The organism is Flavobacterium salmonis, assembly GCF_903819435.1.
Lineage (GTDB): Bacteria > Bacteroidota > Bacteroidia > Flavobacteriales > Flavobacteriaceae > Flavobacterium > Flavobacterium chungangense.
Genome location: NZ_CAIJDP010000071.1, coordinates 1 through 16,341, shown reverse-complemented (window position 1 = coordinate 16,341; position 16,341 = coordinate 1). Strand labels below are relative to the sequence as shown.

The 16,341-nt window shown below is 34.7% G+C and carries 15 protein-coding genes; 9 read left to right on the top strand and 6 right to left on the bottom strand.

The window, feature by feature from the left end; all coding sequences use genetic code 11:
* Window positions 1–30: 30 nt before the first annotated feature.
* Both FLACHUCJ7_RS13265 and FLACHUCJ7_RS13260 read left to right on the top strand, forming a co-directional pair.
* Window positions 31–804 carry a TlpA family protein disulfide reductase gene (locus FLACHUCJ7_RS13265; protein WP_180909206.1) on the top strand — a complete coding sequence of 258 codons (774 nt, stop codon included), beginning with the start codon at window positions 31–33 and terminating at the stop codon, window positions 802–804.
* A gap of 303 nt (window positions 805–1,107) precedes the next feature.
* Window positions 1,108–2,727 (top strand): ABC-F family ATP-binding cassette domain-containing protein, encoded by a 1,620-nt coding sequence (locus tag FLACHUCJ7_RS13260; protein WP_180909205.1) that lies wholly within the window; start codon window positions 1,108–1,110, stop codon window positions 2,725–2,727.
* 67 nt (window positions 2,728–2,794) lie between these two features.
* On the opposite strand, the gene FLACHUCJ7_RS13255 is transcribed toward FLACHUCJ7_RS13260, so the two are convergent.
* The 3 genes from FLACHUCJ7_RS13255 to FLACHUCJ7_RS13245 form a co-directional block, all read right to left on the bottom strand.
* On the bottom strand, window positions 2,795–2,965 hold the full coding sequence (locus FLACHUCJ7_RS13255; protein ID WP_180909204.1) for a hypothetical protein: 171 nt from the start codon (window positions 2,963–2,965) through the stop codon (window positions 2,795–2,797).
* A gap of 319 nt (window positions 2,966–3,284) precedes the next feature.
* Window positions 3,285–3,683, bottom strand: a complete 399-nt coding sequence (locus FLACHUCJ7_RS13250; RefSeq protein WP_180909203.1) for a hypothetical protein — start codon at window positions 3,681–3,683, stop codon at window positions 3,285–3,287.
* 457 nt (window positions 3,684–4,140) lie between these two features.
* Window positions 4,141–5,322 (bottom strand): WD40/YVTN/BNR-like repeat-containing protein, encoded by a 1,182-nt coding sequence (locus FLACHUCJ7_RS13245; RefSeq protein WP_180909202.1) that lies wholly within the window; start codon window positions 5,320–5,322, stop codon window positions 4,141–4,143.
* 345 nt (window positions 5,323–5,667) lie between these two features.
* Here FLACHUCJ7_RS13245 and pyrR point away from each other — a divergent pair, with 345 nt between their 5' ends.
* The 7 genes from pyrR (at window position 5,668) to FLACHUCJ7_RS13210 (ending at window position 10,803) form a co-directional block, all read left to right on the top strand.
* A complete protein-coding gene (gene pyrR / locus FLACHUCJ7_RS13240; RefSeq protein WP_078228800.1) occupies window positions 5,668–6,207 on the top strand; it encodes a bifunctional pyr operon transcriptional regulator/uracil phosphoribosyltransferase PyrR in 540 nt (179 codons plus the stop codon).
* 30 nt (window positions 6,208–6,237) lie between these two features.
* Window positions 6,238–6,879 (top strand): DUF6891 domain-containing protein, encoded by a 642-nt coding sequence (locus tag FLACHUCJ7_RS13235; RefSeq protein ID WP_180909201.1) that lies wholly within the window; start codon window positions 6,238–6,240, stop codon window positions 6,877–6,879.
* An 83-nt stretch (window positions 6,880–6,962) separates the two neighbouring features.
* A complete protein-coding gene (locus FLACHUCJ7_RS13230) occupies window positions 6,963–7,889 on the top strand; it encodes an aspartate carbamoyltransferase catalytic subunit (RefSeq protein ID WP_180909200.1) in 927 nt (308 codons plus the stop codon).
* 197 nt (window positions 7,890–8,086) lie between these two features.
* Window positions 8,087–8,419 carry a hypothetical protein gene (locus tag FLACHUCJ7_RS13225; protein ID WP_031457507.1) on the top strand — a complete coding sequence of 111 codons (333 nt, stop codon included), beginning with the start codon at window positions 8,087–8,089 and terminating at the stop codon, window positions 8,417–8,419.
* 95 nt (window positions 8,420–8,514) lie between these two features.
* Complete coding sequence (locus FLACHUCJ7_RS13220; RefSeq protein ID WP_180909199.1) at window positions 8,515–9,420, top strand: ribonuclease Z; 906 nt, start codon at window positions 8,515–8,517, stop codon at window positions 9,418–9,420.
* Window positions 9,421–9,505: 85 nt separating this feature from the next.
* Window positions 9,506–10,150, top strand: a complete 645-nt coding sequence (gene pdxH, locus FLACHUCJ7_RS13215) for a pyridoxamine 5'-phosphate oxidase (protein ID WP_031457509.1) — start codon at window positions 9,506–9,508, stop codon at window positions 10,148–10,150.
* Between the two features lie 161 nt (window positions 10,151–10,311).
* The gene (locus tag FLACHUCJ7_RS13210) at window positions 10,312–10,803 is read left to right on the top strand and encodes a CAP domain-containing protein (protein ID WP_078228794.1); all 492 of its coding nucleotides are present in this window, start codon (window positions 10,312–10,314) and stop codon (window positions 10,801–10,803) included.
* Between the two features lie 123 nt (window positions 10,804–10,926).
* Here the strand turns inward: FLACHUCJ7_RS13210 and FLACHUCJ7_RS13205 are convergent, their stop codons facing one another.
* The 3 genes from FLACHUCJ7_RS13205 to FLACHUCJ7_RS25370 form a co-directional block, all read right to left on the bottom strand.
* Complete coding sequence (locus FLACHUCJ7_RS13205) at window positions 10,927–12,852, bottom strand: OmpA family protein (RefSeq protein WP_180909198.1); 1,926 nt, start codon at window positions 12,850–12,852, stop codon at window positions 10,927–10,929.
* Between the two features lie 11 nt (window positions 12,853–12,863).
* Entirely contained in the window at window positions 12,864–13,781 is a 918-nt protein-coding gene (locus FLACHUCJ7_RS13200) for a PorP/SprF family type IX secretion system membrane protein (protein WP_180909197.1), read from the bottom strand.
* 150 nt (window positions 13,782–13,931) lie between these two features.
* On the bottom strand, window positions 13,932–16,341 hold a 2,410-nt coding region (locus tag FLACHUCJ7_RS25370), incomplete at its 5' end, for a gliding motility-associated C-terminal domain-containing protein (protein WP_230408825.1).

Genomic DNA, 16,341 nt, shown 5'->3' with positions numbered 1-16,341 from the left:
AATTTTGAAGCCAAAATATTATCTTATTTAATGAAAAAGTTATTTACGCTTACGTTTTTATTTTTAATTTTTACTTCATGTACAGGTCAGACTAATTATGGAAATCCCGAAGTTGATCCGTTAAAGATTCAGGGAAATTTTACGAACTGGTGGACATATCAAAGCAGAAATATTATGCTTTCACGGGATTATATTGCACTGGATGAATCCTCAAAAGAAATCCCCAAAAAAGCATTTTTGAATGCCCTGACAAACGAAAACTTTATTCCAATCCGATTAAAATCAGCTGATTCAGTTTATTATTACAAGCTGTGTAAAATTCTTCCAAAATCAGATACCAGCATAAAGGCAACGATTAATCAGGAAGCTTTTGATGCCTTAAAAAATTATGAAATGGAAGGGAAACCTTTTCCGGAATTCTCCTTTAAAGATTTAGAAGGAAATACAGTTTCTAATGCATCCATGAAAGGTAAAATCATCGTAATCAAATGCTGGTACATTCATTGTGCAGCCTGTATCAAAGAATTTCCGGAAGTCAACGCATTAGTTTCAAAATACAAAGATAGAAAAGATATCGTTTTTATAAGTCTTGCCGAAGATACACCGGAACAGTTAAAAACTTTTTTAGCAAGAAAGCCACTTTCATATTCCGTTATTCCAAACATGAAAACTTATATGAATGAAAAACTTGAGTTAAATGCTTTTCCAACACATCTCATTTTGGATAAAGAAGGATTAATCAAAAAAGTAGTTTCTAACTATGAAAGTTTGGAAGTTGCGTTGGAGAAAGAAAGTAAATTATAGTTGAAATAATCTCGCGAAGTTTTGACCCACTAAGAAGATTATTACCCAATCTTGTCATTTCGACGGAGGAGAAATCTCCGCAAGAAACTCTACAAAGATTGGCGACGTAGATTGTGGAGCTACTTATAGAGATTTCTCCTTCGTCGAAATGACAAAAATGAGGCTACTTTGTTTAAGCCTTTGTGTCTCTGTGTCTTTGCGAGAGAATACTCTTTACAATATAAAAAACTTAGCAACTGAGCCCCCTTTGCAACTTAGAACCTTTTTTCGTACTTTTGCACCAAATTAATAAAAAAGACATTCATGTTAACAGTCAATAATTTATCAGTACAATTTGGCAAACGAATTTTGTTTGACGAAGTAAATACAACTTTCACTCACGGAAACATTTACGGTGTTATTGGAGCCAATGGTGCTGGAAAATCTACATTTCTAAAAATCATTTCAGGTGATATGGATCCAACTTCGGGACATATTCACTTAGAACCGGGAAAACGTATGTCGGTTTTAACCCAAAATCACAATTTGTTTGATGAGCATACGGTTTTAGAAACCGTTTTGATGGGAAATAAAGTTTTGTACGCTGTTAAAAAAGAAATGGATGAACTTTATTTAGACTACAACGACAAAAATGCTGACAGAATAGGGGAGCTTCAGGTTCAGTTCGAAGAAATGAACGGATGGAACGCTGATTCTGATGCTGCAGCGATGTTGTCTAACTTAGGAATTTCTGAAGCAGATCATTATACTTTAATGTCAGACATGGAAGGAAAAATGAAAGTTCGTGTGCTTTTGGCGCAGGCCCTTTTCGGAAATCCTGATGTACTGATTATGGATGAGCCTACCAACGATTTGGATTTCGAGACCATCGCCTGGTTAGAAAACTTCTTAGCAAACTACGAAAACACTGTAATCGTTGTATCTCACGACCGTCACTTTTTAGATGCGGTTTGTACACATATTTCTGATATTGATTTCGGAAAAATCAATCACTACTCAGGAAACTATACGTTCTGGTACGAGTCCAGCCAATTAGCGGCAAAACAGCGTGCTCAGCAAAACAAAAAAGCAGAAGAGAAGAAACAGGAATTGGAAGAATTTATTCGTCGTTTTAGTGCAAACGTGGCGAAATCTAAACAAGCAACTTCCCGTAAAAAAATGATTTCAAAACTGAATATTTCTGAAATCAAACCTTCAAGCCGTCGTTACCCTGCGATTATCTTCGATCAGGATCGTGAAGCAGGAGATCAGATTCTAAACGTAGAAAACTTATCAGCGTCAGTAGATGGAGAAGTTTTATTCAAAGATGTTGATTTGAATATGGCTAAAGGCGATAAAATTGTGCTGTTTTCTAAAGATTCACGTGCTACAACTGCTTTTTATGAAATCTTAAACGGAGAGCAAAAAGCTGATTCAGGAACTTTTGACTGGGGAATTACAACCAACCAGGCCTATTTACCGGCTGAAAATCACGATTTCTTCGAAAATGATTTAAGTTTAGTAGACTGGCTACGTCAGTATGCTAAAACAGAAGAAGAGCGCGATGAGGTATTTATTAGAGGTTTCTTAGGGAAAATGATTTTCTCAGGAGAAGAAGCTTTAAAAACATCAAGAGTTTTATCCGGAGGAGAAAAAGTACGTTGTATGCTTTCCAGAATGATGATGGAGCGTGCTAACGTTTTAATGCTTGATGAACCGACAAATCACTTAGATTTGGAGTCGATTACCGCATTCAACAACTCATTGAAAAACTTTAAAGGTTCTGTAATCTTCACTACGCATGACCACGAGTTTGCACAAACTGTAGGTAACCGAATTGTAGAATTGACACCAAACGGAGTTATCGACCGCTACATGACATTTGACGAATATCTTGATGATGAAAAGATTCAGGAGCAAAGAAAAAAGATGTACAATCTTTAGTTATATAAATTACAATATTTAAAATCCCAAATTCCAATTTATAAAGGAATTTGGGATTTTTTATGTTTTACCTTTTGAAGACTTTGGCAAAGATCCAGATAATGATCGCGATTACAAAAATCACGATAAAGATTCCAACACCCATTCCGGCTTTAAAAATGTCTCCAACTAATTCGCAGCTTGTAAATGAAAATAGTATAAACAATACCATTAACAATCTTGTAATTTTATTTTGCATGATTTTGAGTTTTTAAATTCAATTTAAAATTACTTTACGAATCAGGAAAATGTGTTATAGAATTTTTTGGAAATGTTTTAGGATTTAGATTTGATTTAAAAATTTTAAGAGTGAAAGTATAGCTATAGTCTCGGCTAAATATTGTAGTGCCGGATTTTAATCTGGTCTATGAATATGAGAATAGGATAAAGAGCCGTAGGTTCGACAAATATTCTACATTTGAACCGTTCCGATAGAACTTTATAATTGGTCGTTCAATTTTACAACGGATTGAAATCCGCTGCTACAAAATGTTTCATTCCTACGGAATTTTTTAAAGTTACCATTGTCGCTTTATTGCCTTTATTTCCAGGTAAACAATTCCACCAATTGCTATTATTTCTCCTAAAAAGTAAATCATCCCAAATATTGAAATATTTTGATAATTGAAAATTATAGTCCCAAAAGTCAAAACACAGTAAAGTATGTTTGCAGTGCAGATTATTTTTAAAAAAGATTTCAAATTATCGCTTACTAAGAAATAACAGGAAATAGAATAGATTGAAAATACCAACGATAATGAAGCAAGATATTCTAAAGTTTTTTTTGACAAACCAAAGAAATCATTGAAAGTTCGAAGAACGAAAAAAAACAATAGAGTAGTGAGTAAAGCACCAAAGCCATCTAACAGAAATATGTTTTGAGGTTTTGTTACAAATTTCAGGATACTTTCTTTCATTTAGTTATTAGTATTTTAATATAGATCATTGTTAAAAAATAGCCATCGGCTCGATTGAATATTGTAGGTCCGGATTTTAATCCGGTCTGAAATTTGGTGTGAGATAAAAACAACCATAGGTTCGATATATATTATACGTTTATGAATATGAACCGTTCCGATGGAACTTTATGTATGGTCGTTCTCTTTTACAACGGATTGAAATCCGTTGCTACAATATAGTTCATTCCTACGGAATTTTAATGTTTATTAAGTTGATATGCTTTGCGGACACGGAAAGAATTTCCGCTATCGTTGCTTATATCTGAGTGATTGGGGTTATATTTTAAAATATATTCTAATAAAATGTTTACTTAAAACAAAATCCTATTTGCAGATGAAATAGGATTTGTTTTTTACTTAATAAGTAAGATTATTTTTTACAGATCAAATTGACTATTTTCTTATATAGCTAATTTTATTTTTTAATTATTAATTTATTTCTGGTTGAAAATTTATCTGTTTTAATTTCCACAATATATACACCATTACTTAAATCTTTAATATCTATAGTTTGTTGATTGTTATCTAATTTTTTTGATTTTACTATAATACCATTTATATTAATGATATTTATTTTTAAAATCAAATTTTTATTATTTTGATAATCTATTGAAAAAGAATCAGATGTAGGATTGGGATACATTATTAATGAAGAATCCTCTTTACTGCTTTCATCAATGCTTAAAGTAGGTGCATCTGTAATTATTTCTCCTTGATCTGCTACAGCAATAAATCTATTATTGATATATATAATGTCATTTAGAGATTTAACAGTGCTTATTCCGGAAGCTTCTGCTGTCCATGTTACTCCTCCGTTGATTGTTTTTAATAGTGTTGCATTAGCACCACCTGCATATCCTGTTAACGCATCTTTAAAACAGATAGTGTATAGCCAGTTGGTAGTTCCTGAAGTTAAGGCGGTCCAGGTTTGTCCGCCATTTGTTGTTTTAAGAATTGTTCCCGTTCCTCCTGCAATGAACCCAGTATTTGTATCTACAAAATAGATGTCATATAACTTTTCAGAAGTTCCACTCGCTATTGTATTCCAGGTTGCCCCACCATTGGAAGTCTTTTTAATTTTTCCACTATCACCTATGCATATACCATTATTTGCATCAAAAAAATAAACTTCTTGTAACCCTGTTGTTAAACCTGAAGTTTGACTAGTCCATGTTGCTCCACCATCTACAGTTTTTCTAATTGTTCCTGCACCACCTACTGCATATCCAGTATTTACAGAAGGAAAGCTTACGGATAATATGGCATACGGACTTGCATTTGGATTCTGATTTGTCCAATTGGCACCCATGTCAGTTGTTTTTGCAACAATATTGTTATTACAACCATAATATCCAACAGTTGCGCTTGGAAAGGAAAAACTATTTATTGAAAAGTTAGTTATAGATTTTGATGTCCAGGTATTACCACCGTCAGTCGTTTTTAAAATAGCAGTATTTGCACCAATAAATCCATTATCCTTGTCAAAGAATTTTATTGCCCATAAATTTCCTGCGTATGGCGATGTAATTTTACGCCATTGTGCATGGCTGTTTTGTAAAACGATTAAGAATAATACTAAAAGTAATTTTGTTTTCATTTTTATTGTGTCTTATTATGTTTTAGAGGTTTGTTTGAGGTTTAGTAGGAAATAATTTTTGTGCAATAGAGTAATTTCAAATCCATGATAAAGCAATGTTTTAATTAGTTTTTTTGTATGAAAAATTCCGTGTTAATATTTGGCTAAAGTATAATTTTAAATAAAATTTTTCTTAAAAAAATCAAGATTTATTTTTTTTAATATAACTCAATTGCTATCGTGAAAATCCTTCTTTTAAAACTCTAAAATCACTGTCAATTCAACAAAAAAATATTTACCTACCCAACACCCTAACAAATAAATTCTGATTCCGTATATTTGCCCGACCAATCATTACAATTAATTATGAGCCAAAAAGTATTACTTAATTCAAAAGAAGTTACTATCATACTCCATCGTTTGGCTTGTCAGTTAATCGAAAAACATCTTGATTTTTCAGACACTATTTTAATCGGAATTCAACCGAGAGGTATCTTTCTTGCGGAGCGTTTAAAACAAATTTTAGAGAGCGAATACAAAACACCTGAAATTTCATTGGGTTATCTGGATATCACTTTCTTTAGAGATGATTTCCGCAGAACCGATAAACCTCTTGAAGCTAATAAAACCCAGATTAATTTTATAGTCGAAAACAAAAAAGTCATTTTTATTGATGATGTATTGTTTACCGGACGCAGCATTCGTTCTGCCTTAACCGCAATTCAGTCTTTCGGAAGACCTTCAGAAATCGAACTGCTGGTGTTAATCGACAGACGTTTCAGCCGTAATTTACCTATTCAGCCCGATTACCGCGGTCGTCAGGTAGATGCCATTAATGGCGAAAAAGTAAAAGTGAGCTGGAAAGAAAATGACGGTGAAGATGTAGTGCATTTGGTTACTAATTAATATGAATCATTAAAAATTGAAGAAACAATCATGACAGAGAACGAAGCGTTTATTTATGAATCAATTTTTAATCAGGTAAGAATGGGATTTCTTTCTATTGATGAAATCAAAGAAAACATCATAGAAGAAATTGAAGACAACGAATTCGAAGACGAAATTTCAGAAGATTGGGCTTTCGAAAAAATAGATCAGGAATACCAAAAATTACTTTTAGAAAGTAAACAATGGAAAACTCCGACAGATACTGAAAAGTTGATAAAAGCGTTTGATGAATTAGCAGACGAAAACATCATCGCACTGCATAATGCAGGATATACCACAAGCGACGGCGAATATGAAGTAGTTGAGGTAGAAAGAGAACTTCAGGAAAACGAAGTAGAATCTGATGGGTATTGCTTTTACCACGAACAGGATTTAGCGAGAGCCATTGATATTGAAAATCCCGGTTTGTATATCGCTTTTCAAAAAGTAGATAATTCAGATGATGCTATTACAATAGAGGTTGGGAAAAGAATTGCAGAAGTTTTAATAGATAACGATTTTAAAATAATATGGAACGGTTCTGCAAGATCTAAAATTGAAATTCCGGGTTTCAGATGGCAAAAGATTTTTGACGAAGATGCCAGAGATTTGCAGGATTATAGTGAAGTTGTAGACAGAATGCTCCAATAAGGCAGTAGCTCTTTTAAAAGTATTGAAGGACTGAATATTTCAGAAATTCAGAAATTTGACAAAATAAATATAAAGAAACAAAAATGAAAGAATTAAGCGTAAATCATTTATTAGGAATTAAATATATCAACGAAAATGATATAAACCTGATTTTTGAAACGGCAGATCATTTTAAAGAAGTCATTAACAGGCCAATTAAAAAAGTTCCTTCATTACGAGATATTACCATTGCCAATATTTTCTTCGAAAACAGTACCAGAACCAAACTTTCCTTTGAATTGGCGCAGAAACGTTTATCTGCTGATGTGATCAGTTTTTCTGCAGCTCAGTCATCGGTTAAAAAAGGAGAGACCCTGATTGATACTGTAAATAATATCCTTTCGATGAAAGTAGATATGGTTGTCATGCGCCACTCCAATCCCGGAGCGGCTTATTTTTTATCTAAAAACGTCAAAGCCAGTATTGTAAATGCAGGTGACGGTGCACACGAACACCCGACACAGGCTTTGTTAGACAGTTATTCCATCAGAGAAAAACTGGGTGATGTTGCCGAAAAAAAAGTGGTGATTGTGGGTGATATTCTGCATTCGAGAGTTGCCTTATCCAACATATATGCTTTACAGATGCAGGGCGCAGAAGTTAAAGTCTGCGGGCCAAAAACACTGATTCCGAGATATATTGAATCGCTTGGTGTTACGGTTGAACCCAATTTACGTAAAGCTTTAGAATGGTGCGATGTTGCCAATATGCTTCGTGTACAAAACGAACGTATGGATGTAAACTTTTTCCCGTCAACACGTGAATACGCACAGCAATACGGAGTGGATAAACCGCTTTTGGATTCACTAGGAAAAGAAATCGTAATCATGCACCCGGGACCCATCAACAGAGGGGTAGAAATCACTTCTGAAGTTGCGGACTCTGATCATTCGGTGATTTTGAATCAGGTAGAGAATGGTGTAGCGATTAGAATGGCGGTTATTTATCTTTTGGCTTCTAAGATTCAATAGATTTAGTTTTGTTTCAGGTTTCATGTTTCAAGTTGCGTAACGTTTGTCATTTCGACCGGAGGGAGAAATAGCAATACTTTTTCTAAACAAATATTAGAAACAAAGCAAAAACTTTAAACCTGAAACCTGAAACAAAAAAACTTCGTACCTTTACTCTCAGAAATATCAATTTTTATATAAGCCCCACAAATTATAAAATGAAAGTAGATCAAAAAGGACATACCGTTACCATTAAGGATACTCAGGGAGATGTTAATTCTTTCCTTGAAAAAGTAACGCAACAGTTTAAAACCTTTGAAAAACACAATATTATTATCGATTTATCTGCCGATACTGCTTTGACAGAAAATGATTTGAAACTTTTTTTACCAATTTCAAAACAGCAGAAAAAGTCAAAAAAATCGTTTGTAATTGTAGTTTCAGATCTTGATTTTAATGCTATTTCTGATAAATTAACTGTTGTGCCTTCTCTTTTGGAAGCGCACGATATTATCGAAATGGAAGAAATTGAAAGAGATCTTGGATTCTAAAATTGATTTAATTGTTTATTCGTTTAACTGTTTAATCGATTTGATTTAATTTTAGACAATTAAACGATTTACCAAATTAACGAATAAACATAAAATTGAAATTAACAATACTAGGCTGTTATGCCGCAACTCCCAGAACGCTTACTAATCCAACTTCGCAGGTTTTAGAAATTAAAAACCGATTGTTTTTGATTGACTGTGGCGAAGGAACTCAGGTACAGCTTCGAAAGAATAAGATAAAATTTTCTAAAATCAACCACATTTTTATTTCGCATCTTCACGGAGATCATCTTTATGGATTGATTGGAACGATTTCGACTTTTTCATTGTTGGGAAGAACTACAGATTTACATGTTTATGGACCAAAAGGAATCAGGGAACTTATTCTTCTTCAATTAAAGCTTACAGAATCCTGGACGACTTATCAGCTGTTTTTTCATGAACTGGAGTCAAAGGAAAGTGAAATTATCTTCGAAGATCAAAAAGTTATAGTGAAAACAATTCCGCTAAAACACAGGGTTTACACAAACGGATTCCTTTTTCAGGAAAAACCCGGAGAAAGAAAGCTAAACGTAGAAGCTGTTCAAAACTATAATATTCATACTGCTTATTATCAAAAAATAAAAAACGGTGGAAACGTTACACTTGACGACGGAACAGTTATAGAAAATGAAAAATTATCTTTTGATCCGATTCCGTCAATGAGTTATGCTTTTTGTTCGGATACGGTTTATCACGAGGCCATTATTCCGATTATTGAAAACGTTGATGTTTTGTATCACGAATCTACTTTTTTGCAATCAGAAGCTGCTCTGGCTGAAAAAACACTACATTCGACAGCAAAAGAAGCTGCTGCAATTGCATTGAAAGCCAATGCTAAACAATTGATTTTAGGTCATTATTCGACACGATACGAAGGAATTAAGCCTTTTAAAAACGAGGCAGAAACTATTTTTCCAAATGTACTTCTGGGAGATGATGGAGTTTCGTTTCAATTTTAGTGGTGTAAAGAGTAAAATGCAATCTGTTTTTCGGTTTTAGGGGTGTTATTTTACATTTCACAATTAACTTGTAACAATAAAAAAAATGAATGATTTAAGTAATTATAGAAGATCATACGAGAAAAGCGAACTGCTTGAAAGTACTATTCCGGAAGATCCTATTAATCTTTTTAACAGATGGTTTCACGAAGTTGAAGATTTTGGAGGTAGTGGAGAAGTAAATGCCATGACAGTTTCTACTATTGGTTTAGACGGTTTTCCGAAATCAAGAGTAGTTTTGCTGAAGAAATTTTCTGAAGAAGGATTTATTTTTTATACCAATTATAATTCTGAGAAAGGAAAGGCAATTGCTCAAAATCCACATGTTTGTCTTTCTTTTTTCTGGCACGAAATGGAGCGCCAGGTTATCATAAAAGGAATTGCCCAAAAAACTTCTGAAATTATTTCTGATAATTATTTTGATTCCCGACCTGACGGAAGCAAGTTAGGAGCTGTCGTTTCAAACCAGAGCGAAGTGATTCCGTCCAGATCTTTTCTGGAAGAGAACTTAAAAGAGCTGGAACTTAAGTTTGAAGGAAAACCTGTTCTGAGACCTGCACATTGGGGTGGATTTTTGGTAACTCCTTTAGAAGTAGAGTTTTGGCAGGGAAGAGCTAACAGACTTCATGACAGAATTCGTTATTTCAGCCAGTCTGATTTTACATGGAAAATTGACAGATTAGCTCCATGATGTAAGTTTTTTATTTGTTAAAATGCCTTTATAGCGCTTTTCATCGATTAATTTTGGTTTTTAGACGCAAATTTTATTATTTTTAAAACGATGATTAATTATTTTGTTTAAAGATTTAAATAAGTTGCCCCACAATTTATTTACACATACTCAACCAATTTATGAAAAAATGGCTTCGGACAATGTTGCTTCTTGCGCTTGTTTTTATTTCAAATTCCTGTTCATCAGATACTGCTGAAGGAGTTAATGATTCTGAACTCGTAAGTGATTATACTTATAATGATACCGAATTAGAAGTTCTGCAATTGGTTAACAAATACCGAATGAGCATTGGTTTAAATGCTTTGGAAAAGGTAAATCATATTTCTTTTAAATCTGAAGAGCATGATTATTATATGATTGCCAATAAAGTAGTTAACCATAATGATTTCGTAGCACGATCAGAGAACATCATTAATGTTTTAGGTGCTAAGAAAGTGGGTGAAAATGTTGCTTACAATTTTAATTCTGCAGAAGCTGTGCTACAGGCATGGTTAGCTAGTCCAACACATAAAGAAAATATAGAAGGTGATTATACCCATTTTGGGATTGCCGTTAAAATTGATGCAGAGACCGGTAAAAAATACTATACCAATATTTTTGCAAAAATTTAGAAACAAAGTTAGTATTCAGGTTTAGTTATTAAGTCGTTGTAAAGTCATGTTTGCAACGACTTATTTATTTGTAAAAAAAGGCTACCCCGAAAGGTAGCTGTGGTTATTGGTTTTTGGTTGTTTTTATAATGCGGTAATAATAAATTCGCTACGTCTGTTTGCCTGGTGTTCTTCTTCTGTACATTTTACACCGTCAGCACATTGGTTTACGAGTTGTGTTTCGCCGTAGCCCTTTCCGGTTAAACGGTTTTTGTCAACACCATTTGTAATAAGCCATTCGATGGTAGATTTTGCTCTTCTGTCTGACAAAGCTTCGTTGTACTTATGGCTTGCTCTGCTGTCTGTATGAGAACGGATGTCGAGTTTCATTTTCATATTTTGATTTAAAACATCCAATATTTTTTCTAAATCCAATGCTGCTGCTTCTCGGATATTGGATTTGTCCAGATCAAAATAAATCATTTTTATGCCAAAGCATTTTCCTAAATCATCCCCAATTGTAACTTTGCATTTGATGCTTTCCAAAGCAATTGGAAGATTGGTTTTTCCAGTCTGATCCGGAATTTCAATACTTACTTCTTTTGTAGCATAATCCGGTTTTTCAGCTCTTACATAATATTTTTCTGCACATTCAACCGAAAAAGTATAATTTCCTGTTGCATCGGCAATAGTCGTATTTTTAAGATTTAAGTTTCGGTCATACAGGCTTACTTTTGCTTCGGGCAAAATCATCCCGGTTTGGGCATCAGTAATAAGTCCATATAATTCCTGAATACATTTTAATCTTCGTGTCTCCAGAAACTTATAAATGTCGTCTGAACCACGGCCTCCATCTTTGTTGGAGCTAAAATAACCTTCTCTTGTGCCAGAGTCTATTATATAAGCAAAATCATCTTTTGGAGAATTGACATCGGTTCCTACGTTTTGGATATCACTAATATTTCCGTCGGTATCAATCTGGCCAACAAAAACATCGAGTCCTCCAAGTCCGGGATGTCCATCAGAAGCAAAGTATATTTCGTTTTCATTGCTTACATACGGAAACGTTTCCTTGCCTTCAGTATTAATCGATTTCCCTAAATTTTGAGGGGTACCATATTCGCCTTTTTCATTGATACTGACTTTAAACAGATCAGACTGCCCAATACTTCCGGGCATATCAGAAGCAAAATATAAAGTTTTTTCATCAGTACTAAGTGCAGGATGAGCAGTACTGTAATTGTTGCTGCTGAAGGGAAGCTCTCTAATATTAGTCCACTTACCATTTTCGAGAGTTGCTTTGTAAATTTTGATAAAAGTAATTTTGTCTTCATTTTTTCCTTTTTTTCCATCGATATAATTATTACGTGTAAAATAAATTGTTTTTCCGTCTTTGGTAAGTACGGGAGATGATTCATGAAATTTAGTGTTTAATGTAGTTCTGAATTTTTTTACTTTGACAGAATCTACATCTGTTACATATAAATTAGTAAAATATTCGCCCGTCCATTTGTGTTTGCGGTTCGAAAAATTACCGGTATCTCTTGCCGAAGCAAAATAGATTTTATTATTGGCTACAAAAGTGCTGTAGTCAGAATATTTAGAGTTGATTCTGGCATCTTCAATTTTATAACGTCCTGAATTGGCTTTAATCTTATCCAGATAGTTTAGATTTTCTTTATAAAGTCTGCCACGGTTATCATTTTGATATTTGGAGTTAAATTCGTCAAGGATTTTATTAGCTTGGGCTGTTTGTCCTGTTGCTTTTAAGGACTGTGCATATCGATAATAAAACTCAGGTTCCGGACTTGGGTTCATAGCAAATAATTCTCCATACCATTTGGCAGCCCCTTCAAACTCAGAATTAAAATAATAGGCATTTCCCAATTTTTTAAACATATCTTCAGACTTGGATCCTTTCCGGGCTACTCTCTCATAGGTCTTTATGGCATCGATATAAGCATAGCCATCGTATTTTTTATCAGCAGTGTTTACTTTCGATTGTTGGGAATAACATCTGAATGAAAAAACACTTACTATTGTGAAGCAAAGGAGTATAAACTTTTTCATAATAACTATTTTTAGAAGAAACGAGGAGTTGTTATTTTACCTTTTTTACTAAGGAATTCATAACGCAGGAATATTTCATGCGATCCTGAGTTATAATTGTTTAAGTTCGTAGTTTCACGATCATAGCCATAACCCAGATAAAGTCCGTCACTAATCTGAAATCCTACCATAGCACTCAAAGAAGCACTCCATCTGTAAGCAACACCCACTACAAATTTGTTGATAAACATAAAATTGGCTGATACATCTACTTGTAGTGGGGCTCCTTCTACCATTTTTGTCAATAAGGCCGGTTTGAATTTTATATACTGATATTGGTCCAGATCGAAAATATAACCAGCCATAAAATAATAATTGATTTTATCTTTATAAATAACAATATCATTGTCATTGTAACGATTGGTTTCGATAAAATTTGGTACAGACAAACCTACATAAGCTTTATCTGAATGCCAGTAAACTCCGGCACCTACGTTGGGAGAAAATTTATTATCAAAGTCCTGAAATTGTGGATCTCCTGAAACATCCGGATTAAGTTTATTGACATCAAGATTGAACATATTTGCTGTTCCTTTAATACCAAAAGACAATTTAAAATCAGCCGATGTCTGTACGGTATAAGAAATATCAACAGAGAAGTTAGTCTCATTTGTAGGGCCAATTTTATCATTGACCAAAGAACCACCAATGCCTAAATTGCTGTTGTTTATAGGTGTATTGACAGAAAGACAGCCTGTTTCGGGAGCACCATCCAGTCCAACCCACTGTGTACGGTATAAACCGAATACGCTTAAGGCTCCCCGGGAACCTGCATAAGCAGGGTTGATGTTTATGGTATTGTACATATATTGCGTAAATTGAGCATCTTGCTGTGCAAAACTTACCATGGATACAAACATAATAGCGAAGGAAAATAATTTTGTTCTCATAGTAGATATTTTTTTTGCAATTATTACTAACGATTTTTACAATAAAATCCTTAACAATAAGCCCTAATATTCACTTACCCAAACAAGGATTTTGTATTCATTATTTTGTTGTAATTCGGCGCAGGGAAAGCACTGAATTACAAATTGTATTTATTTCGATAAATAAAGAAAACCATCTTTTTTATTAGACTGAAGCGCGTTATTACCATCTAATGATTTGTAATTGATGATGTAAAAGTATGTTCCTGTAGGCAGTCCTTCGGATTGTTTGATGGTTGTTCTGCCTCTGGAAGTTCCGTCAAAAGCGTTGGTGGTATTATTGTAATTTGTAGTTTCGAATACCAAAATTCCCCAGCGGTTATAGATTTCTACAGTATTTGTTGGATAACAGGCTGTTAGGTCAATATTGTCAATTTTGAAAAAATCATTGATACCGTCACCATTAGGAGAGAAAGCATTATGAACTAATACATTCTCACAGGCTAATACCCTGCAGTCATCATTTACAAGTAAGTTTAATGAAACACTTTTTGGACAATCTTCATTAGTTGTTCGATATTCAAATGTATAATTCCCCAATGCAAGACCAAAAACATTCAGGATGTTTCCCTGTAACGCATTAGTACCATTTGTATCCGTCCAGATTCCGGTTGCAGATATGTTCTCCGGCAATAAACCGGATAAGTTAAGGAGCGTTGAATCTGCGTTACAGGCCTCACTGTTAAGGTTGATAATAACGTTTGAAGGTTGTGTGATGGTTACAGTAGCAGTTGCAGAACAAACCTGATTGTTATTGTTTACTGCCGATGTTGCTGTAAGTGTATATACTCCGGCACGTAAACCTGTGTTTCCAACAACTTCATTGTTTTCATTTCTGATAACGACTACAGAGCCTGGACTATTGGTTACCAGAATAGAGCCGTTATTACCATCAAAACAGGTAACATTTGAAGCCGTTCCCATTACAGAAATTTTATTTTCGACAGTAAATTTCTGTACCAATTCAGTTTTATTGCCAGCACAATCTGTCAAAGTATAAGTTCTGGTTAAGATAAATGCATTTCCTTCGCAGCCGCTTCCTCCATTATTCGAATCACTTATCGAGATGTTTACGCTTTCGCTGCAGTTGTCTGATGCATTTATTATGTCTTGAGGGCTTCCGGCAGGAATAGCAGCTACATTTTGTGAATTTATTACATCTGCAGGTGCTGTGCCTTTTGGTGGAGTTGTGTCTCTTACAGTTATAATTTGAAAATGAGTAGCTGAATTTCCACTGCAATCACTTGTTGACCATGTGCGGGTTAACGTGTAGTTGGTTGCACATTCATTTTCAATACCAGTTTTTATTTCTGTGAATATGATTGGTAAATTGCCGTTACAATTATCAGAAGCCTGCATAACGGCGGGCTCAGGAACTGCGTCGCAAGAAACTGTAATATCTGTTGGAAGTGTTCCTGTAAATATCGGCGCACTAGTATCTTCAATAGTGATCACTTGCGTGAAAGTATCAGAAGTATTCCCACAATCATCTTTTACAGTCCAGGTGTTGGTGTAAGTTCCTGAATTTCCACATCCTTCAGAAGCTATGAATTGCCCGCTTGTTTTTATAATATTAGAAACATCGGCATCACAAAGGTCAGAAGCTGTTGGGAACATTGCCTGAGCGTTTGCTAAACCTGAAAGGTCGCTGCATTGTAGAGTCACATTCAAGGAAGCCATTTCAGTAGCCCAGGTTGGTGCTGTGGTATCTTCGATGGTGATTACCTGAGTGAAAGTATTGGAAGTGTTGCCACAATCATCTTTTACAGTCCAGGTGTTGGTGTAAGTTCCCGAATTTCCACATCCTTCAGAAGCTATGAATTGCCCGCTTACTTTTATAATATTAGAAACATCGGCATCACAAAGGTCAGAAGCTGTTGGGAATATTGCCTGCGCATTTTCCAATCCTGAAAGGTCGCTGCATTGCAAAGTTACATTCAAAGAAGCAGTTTCAGTAGTCCAAGTCGGAGCAGTAGTATCTTCAATTGTTATCACTTGCGTGAAAGTATCGGAAGTATTCCCACAATCATCTTTCACGGTCCAGGTATTGGTGTAAGTTCCGGAATTTCCACAACCTTCAGAAGCCATGAACTGACCGCTTACTTTTACGATGTTCGATACATCGGCATCACAAAGATCAGAAGCTGTTGGAAACATTGCCTGCGCATTTTCCAATCCTGAAAGGTCGCTGCATTGCAAAGTTACATTCAAAGAAGCAGTTTCAGTAGCCCAAGTCGGAGCAGTAGTATCTTCAATTGTTATCACTTGCGTGAAAGTATCAGAAGTATTTCCACAATCATCTTTTACAGTCCAGATATTGGTATAAGTTCCTGAATTTCCACAACCTTCAGAAGCCATAAATTGCCCGCTTACTTTTACGATGTTCGATACATCGGCATCACAAAGATCAGAAGCTGTTGGGAATATTGCCTGCGCATTTTCCAATCCTGAAAGGTCGCTGCATTGCAAAGTTACATTCAAATAAGCAGTTTCAGTAGTCCAAGCCGGAGCAGTAGTATCT

What these genes read in the sequence shown, in the direction of transcription:
- FLACHUCJ7_RS13265 (WP_180909206.1), top strand. Translation starts at nt 31, where the DNA reads ATGAAAAAGTTATTTACGCTTACGTTTTTATTTTTAATTTTTACTTCA.
- FLACHUCJ7_RS13260 (WP_180909205.1), top strand. Translation starts at nt 1,108, where the DNA reads ATGTTAACAGTCAATAATTTATCAGTACAATTTGGCAAACGAATTTTG.
- FLACHUCJ7_RS13255 (WP_180909204.1), bottom strand. Translation starts at nt 2,965, where the DNA reads ATGCAAAATAAAATTACAAGATTGTTAATGGTATTGTTTATACTATTT.
- FLACHUCJ7_RS13250 (WP_180909203.1), bottom strand. Translation starts at nt 3,683, where the DNA reads ATGAAAGAAAGTATCCTGAAATTTGTAACAAAACCTCAAAACATATTT.
- FLACHUCJ7_RS13245 (WP_180909202.1), bottom strand. Translation starts at nt 5,322, where the DNA reads ATGAAAACAAAATTACTTTTAGTATTATTCTTAATCGTTTTACAAAAC.
- pyrR (WP_078228800.1), top strand. Translation starts at nt 5,668, where the DNA reads ATGAGCCAAAAAGTATTACTTAATTCAAAAGAAGTTACTATCATACTC.
- FLACHUCJ7_RS13235 (WP_180909201.1), top strand. Translation starts at nt 6,238, where the DNA reads ATGACAGAGAACGAAGCGTTTATTTATGAATCAATTTTTAATCAGGTA.
- FLACHUCJ7_RS13230 (WP_180909200.1), top strand. Translation starts at nt 6,963, where the DNA reads ATGAAAGAATTAAGCGTAAATCATTTATTAGGAATTAAATATATCAAC.
- FLACHUCJ7_RS13225 (WP_031457507.1), top strand. Translation starts at nt 8,087, where the DNA reads ATGAAAGTAGATCAAAAAGGACATACCGTTACCATTAAGGATACTCAG.
- pdxH (WP_031457509.1), top strand. Translation starts at nt 9,506, where the DNA reads ATGAATGATTTAAGTAATTATAGAAGATCATACGAGAAAAGCGAACTG.
- FLACHUCJ7_RS13210 (WP_078228794.1), top strand. Translation starts at nt 10,312, where the DNA reads ATGAAAAAATGGCTTCGGACAATGTTGCTTCTTGCGCTTGTTTTTATT.
- FLACHUCJ7_RS13205 (WP_180909198.1), bottom strand. Translation starts at nt 12,852, where the DNA reads ATGAAAAAGTTTATACTCCTTTGCTTCACAATAGTAAGTGTTTTTTCA.
- FLACHUCJ7_RS13200 (WP_180909197.1), bottom strand. Translation starts at nt 13,781, where the DNA reads ATGAGAACAAAATTATTTTCCTTCGCTATTATGTTTGTATCCATGGTA.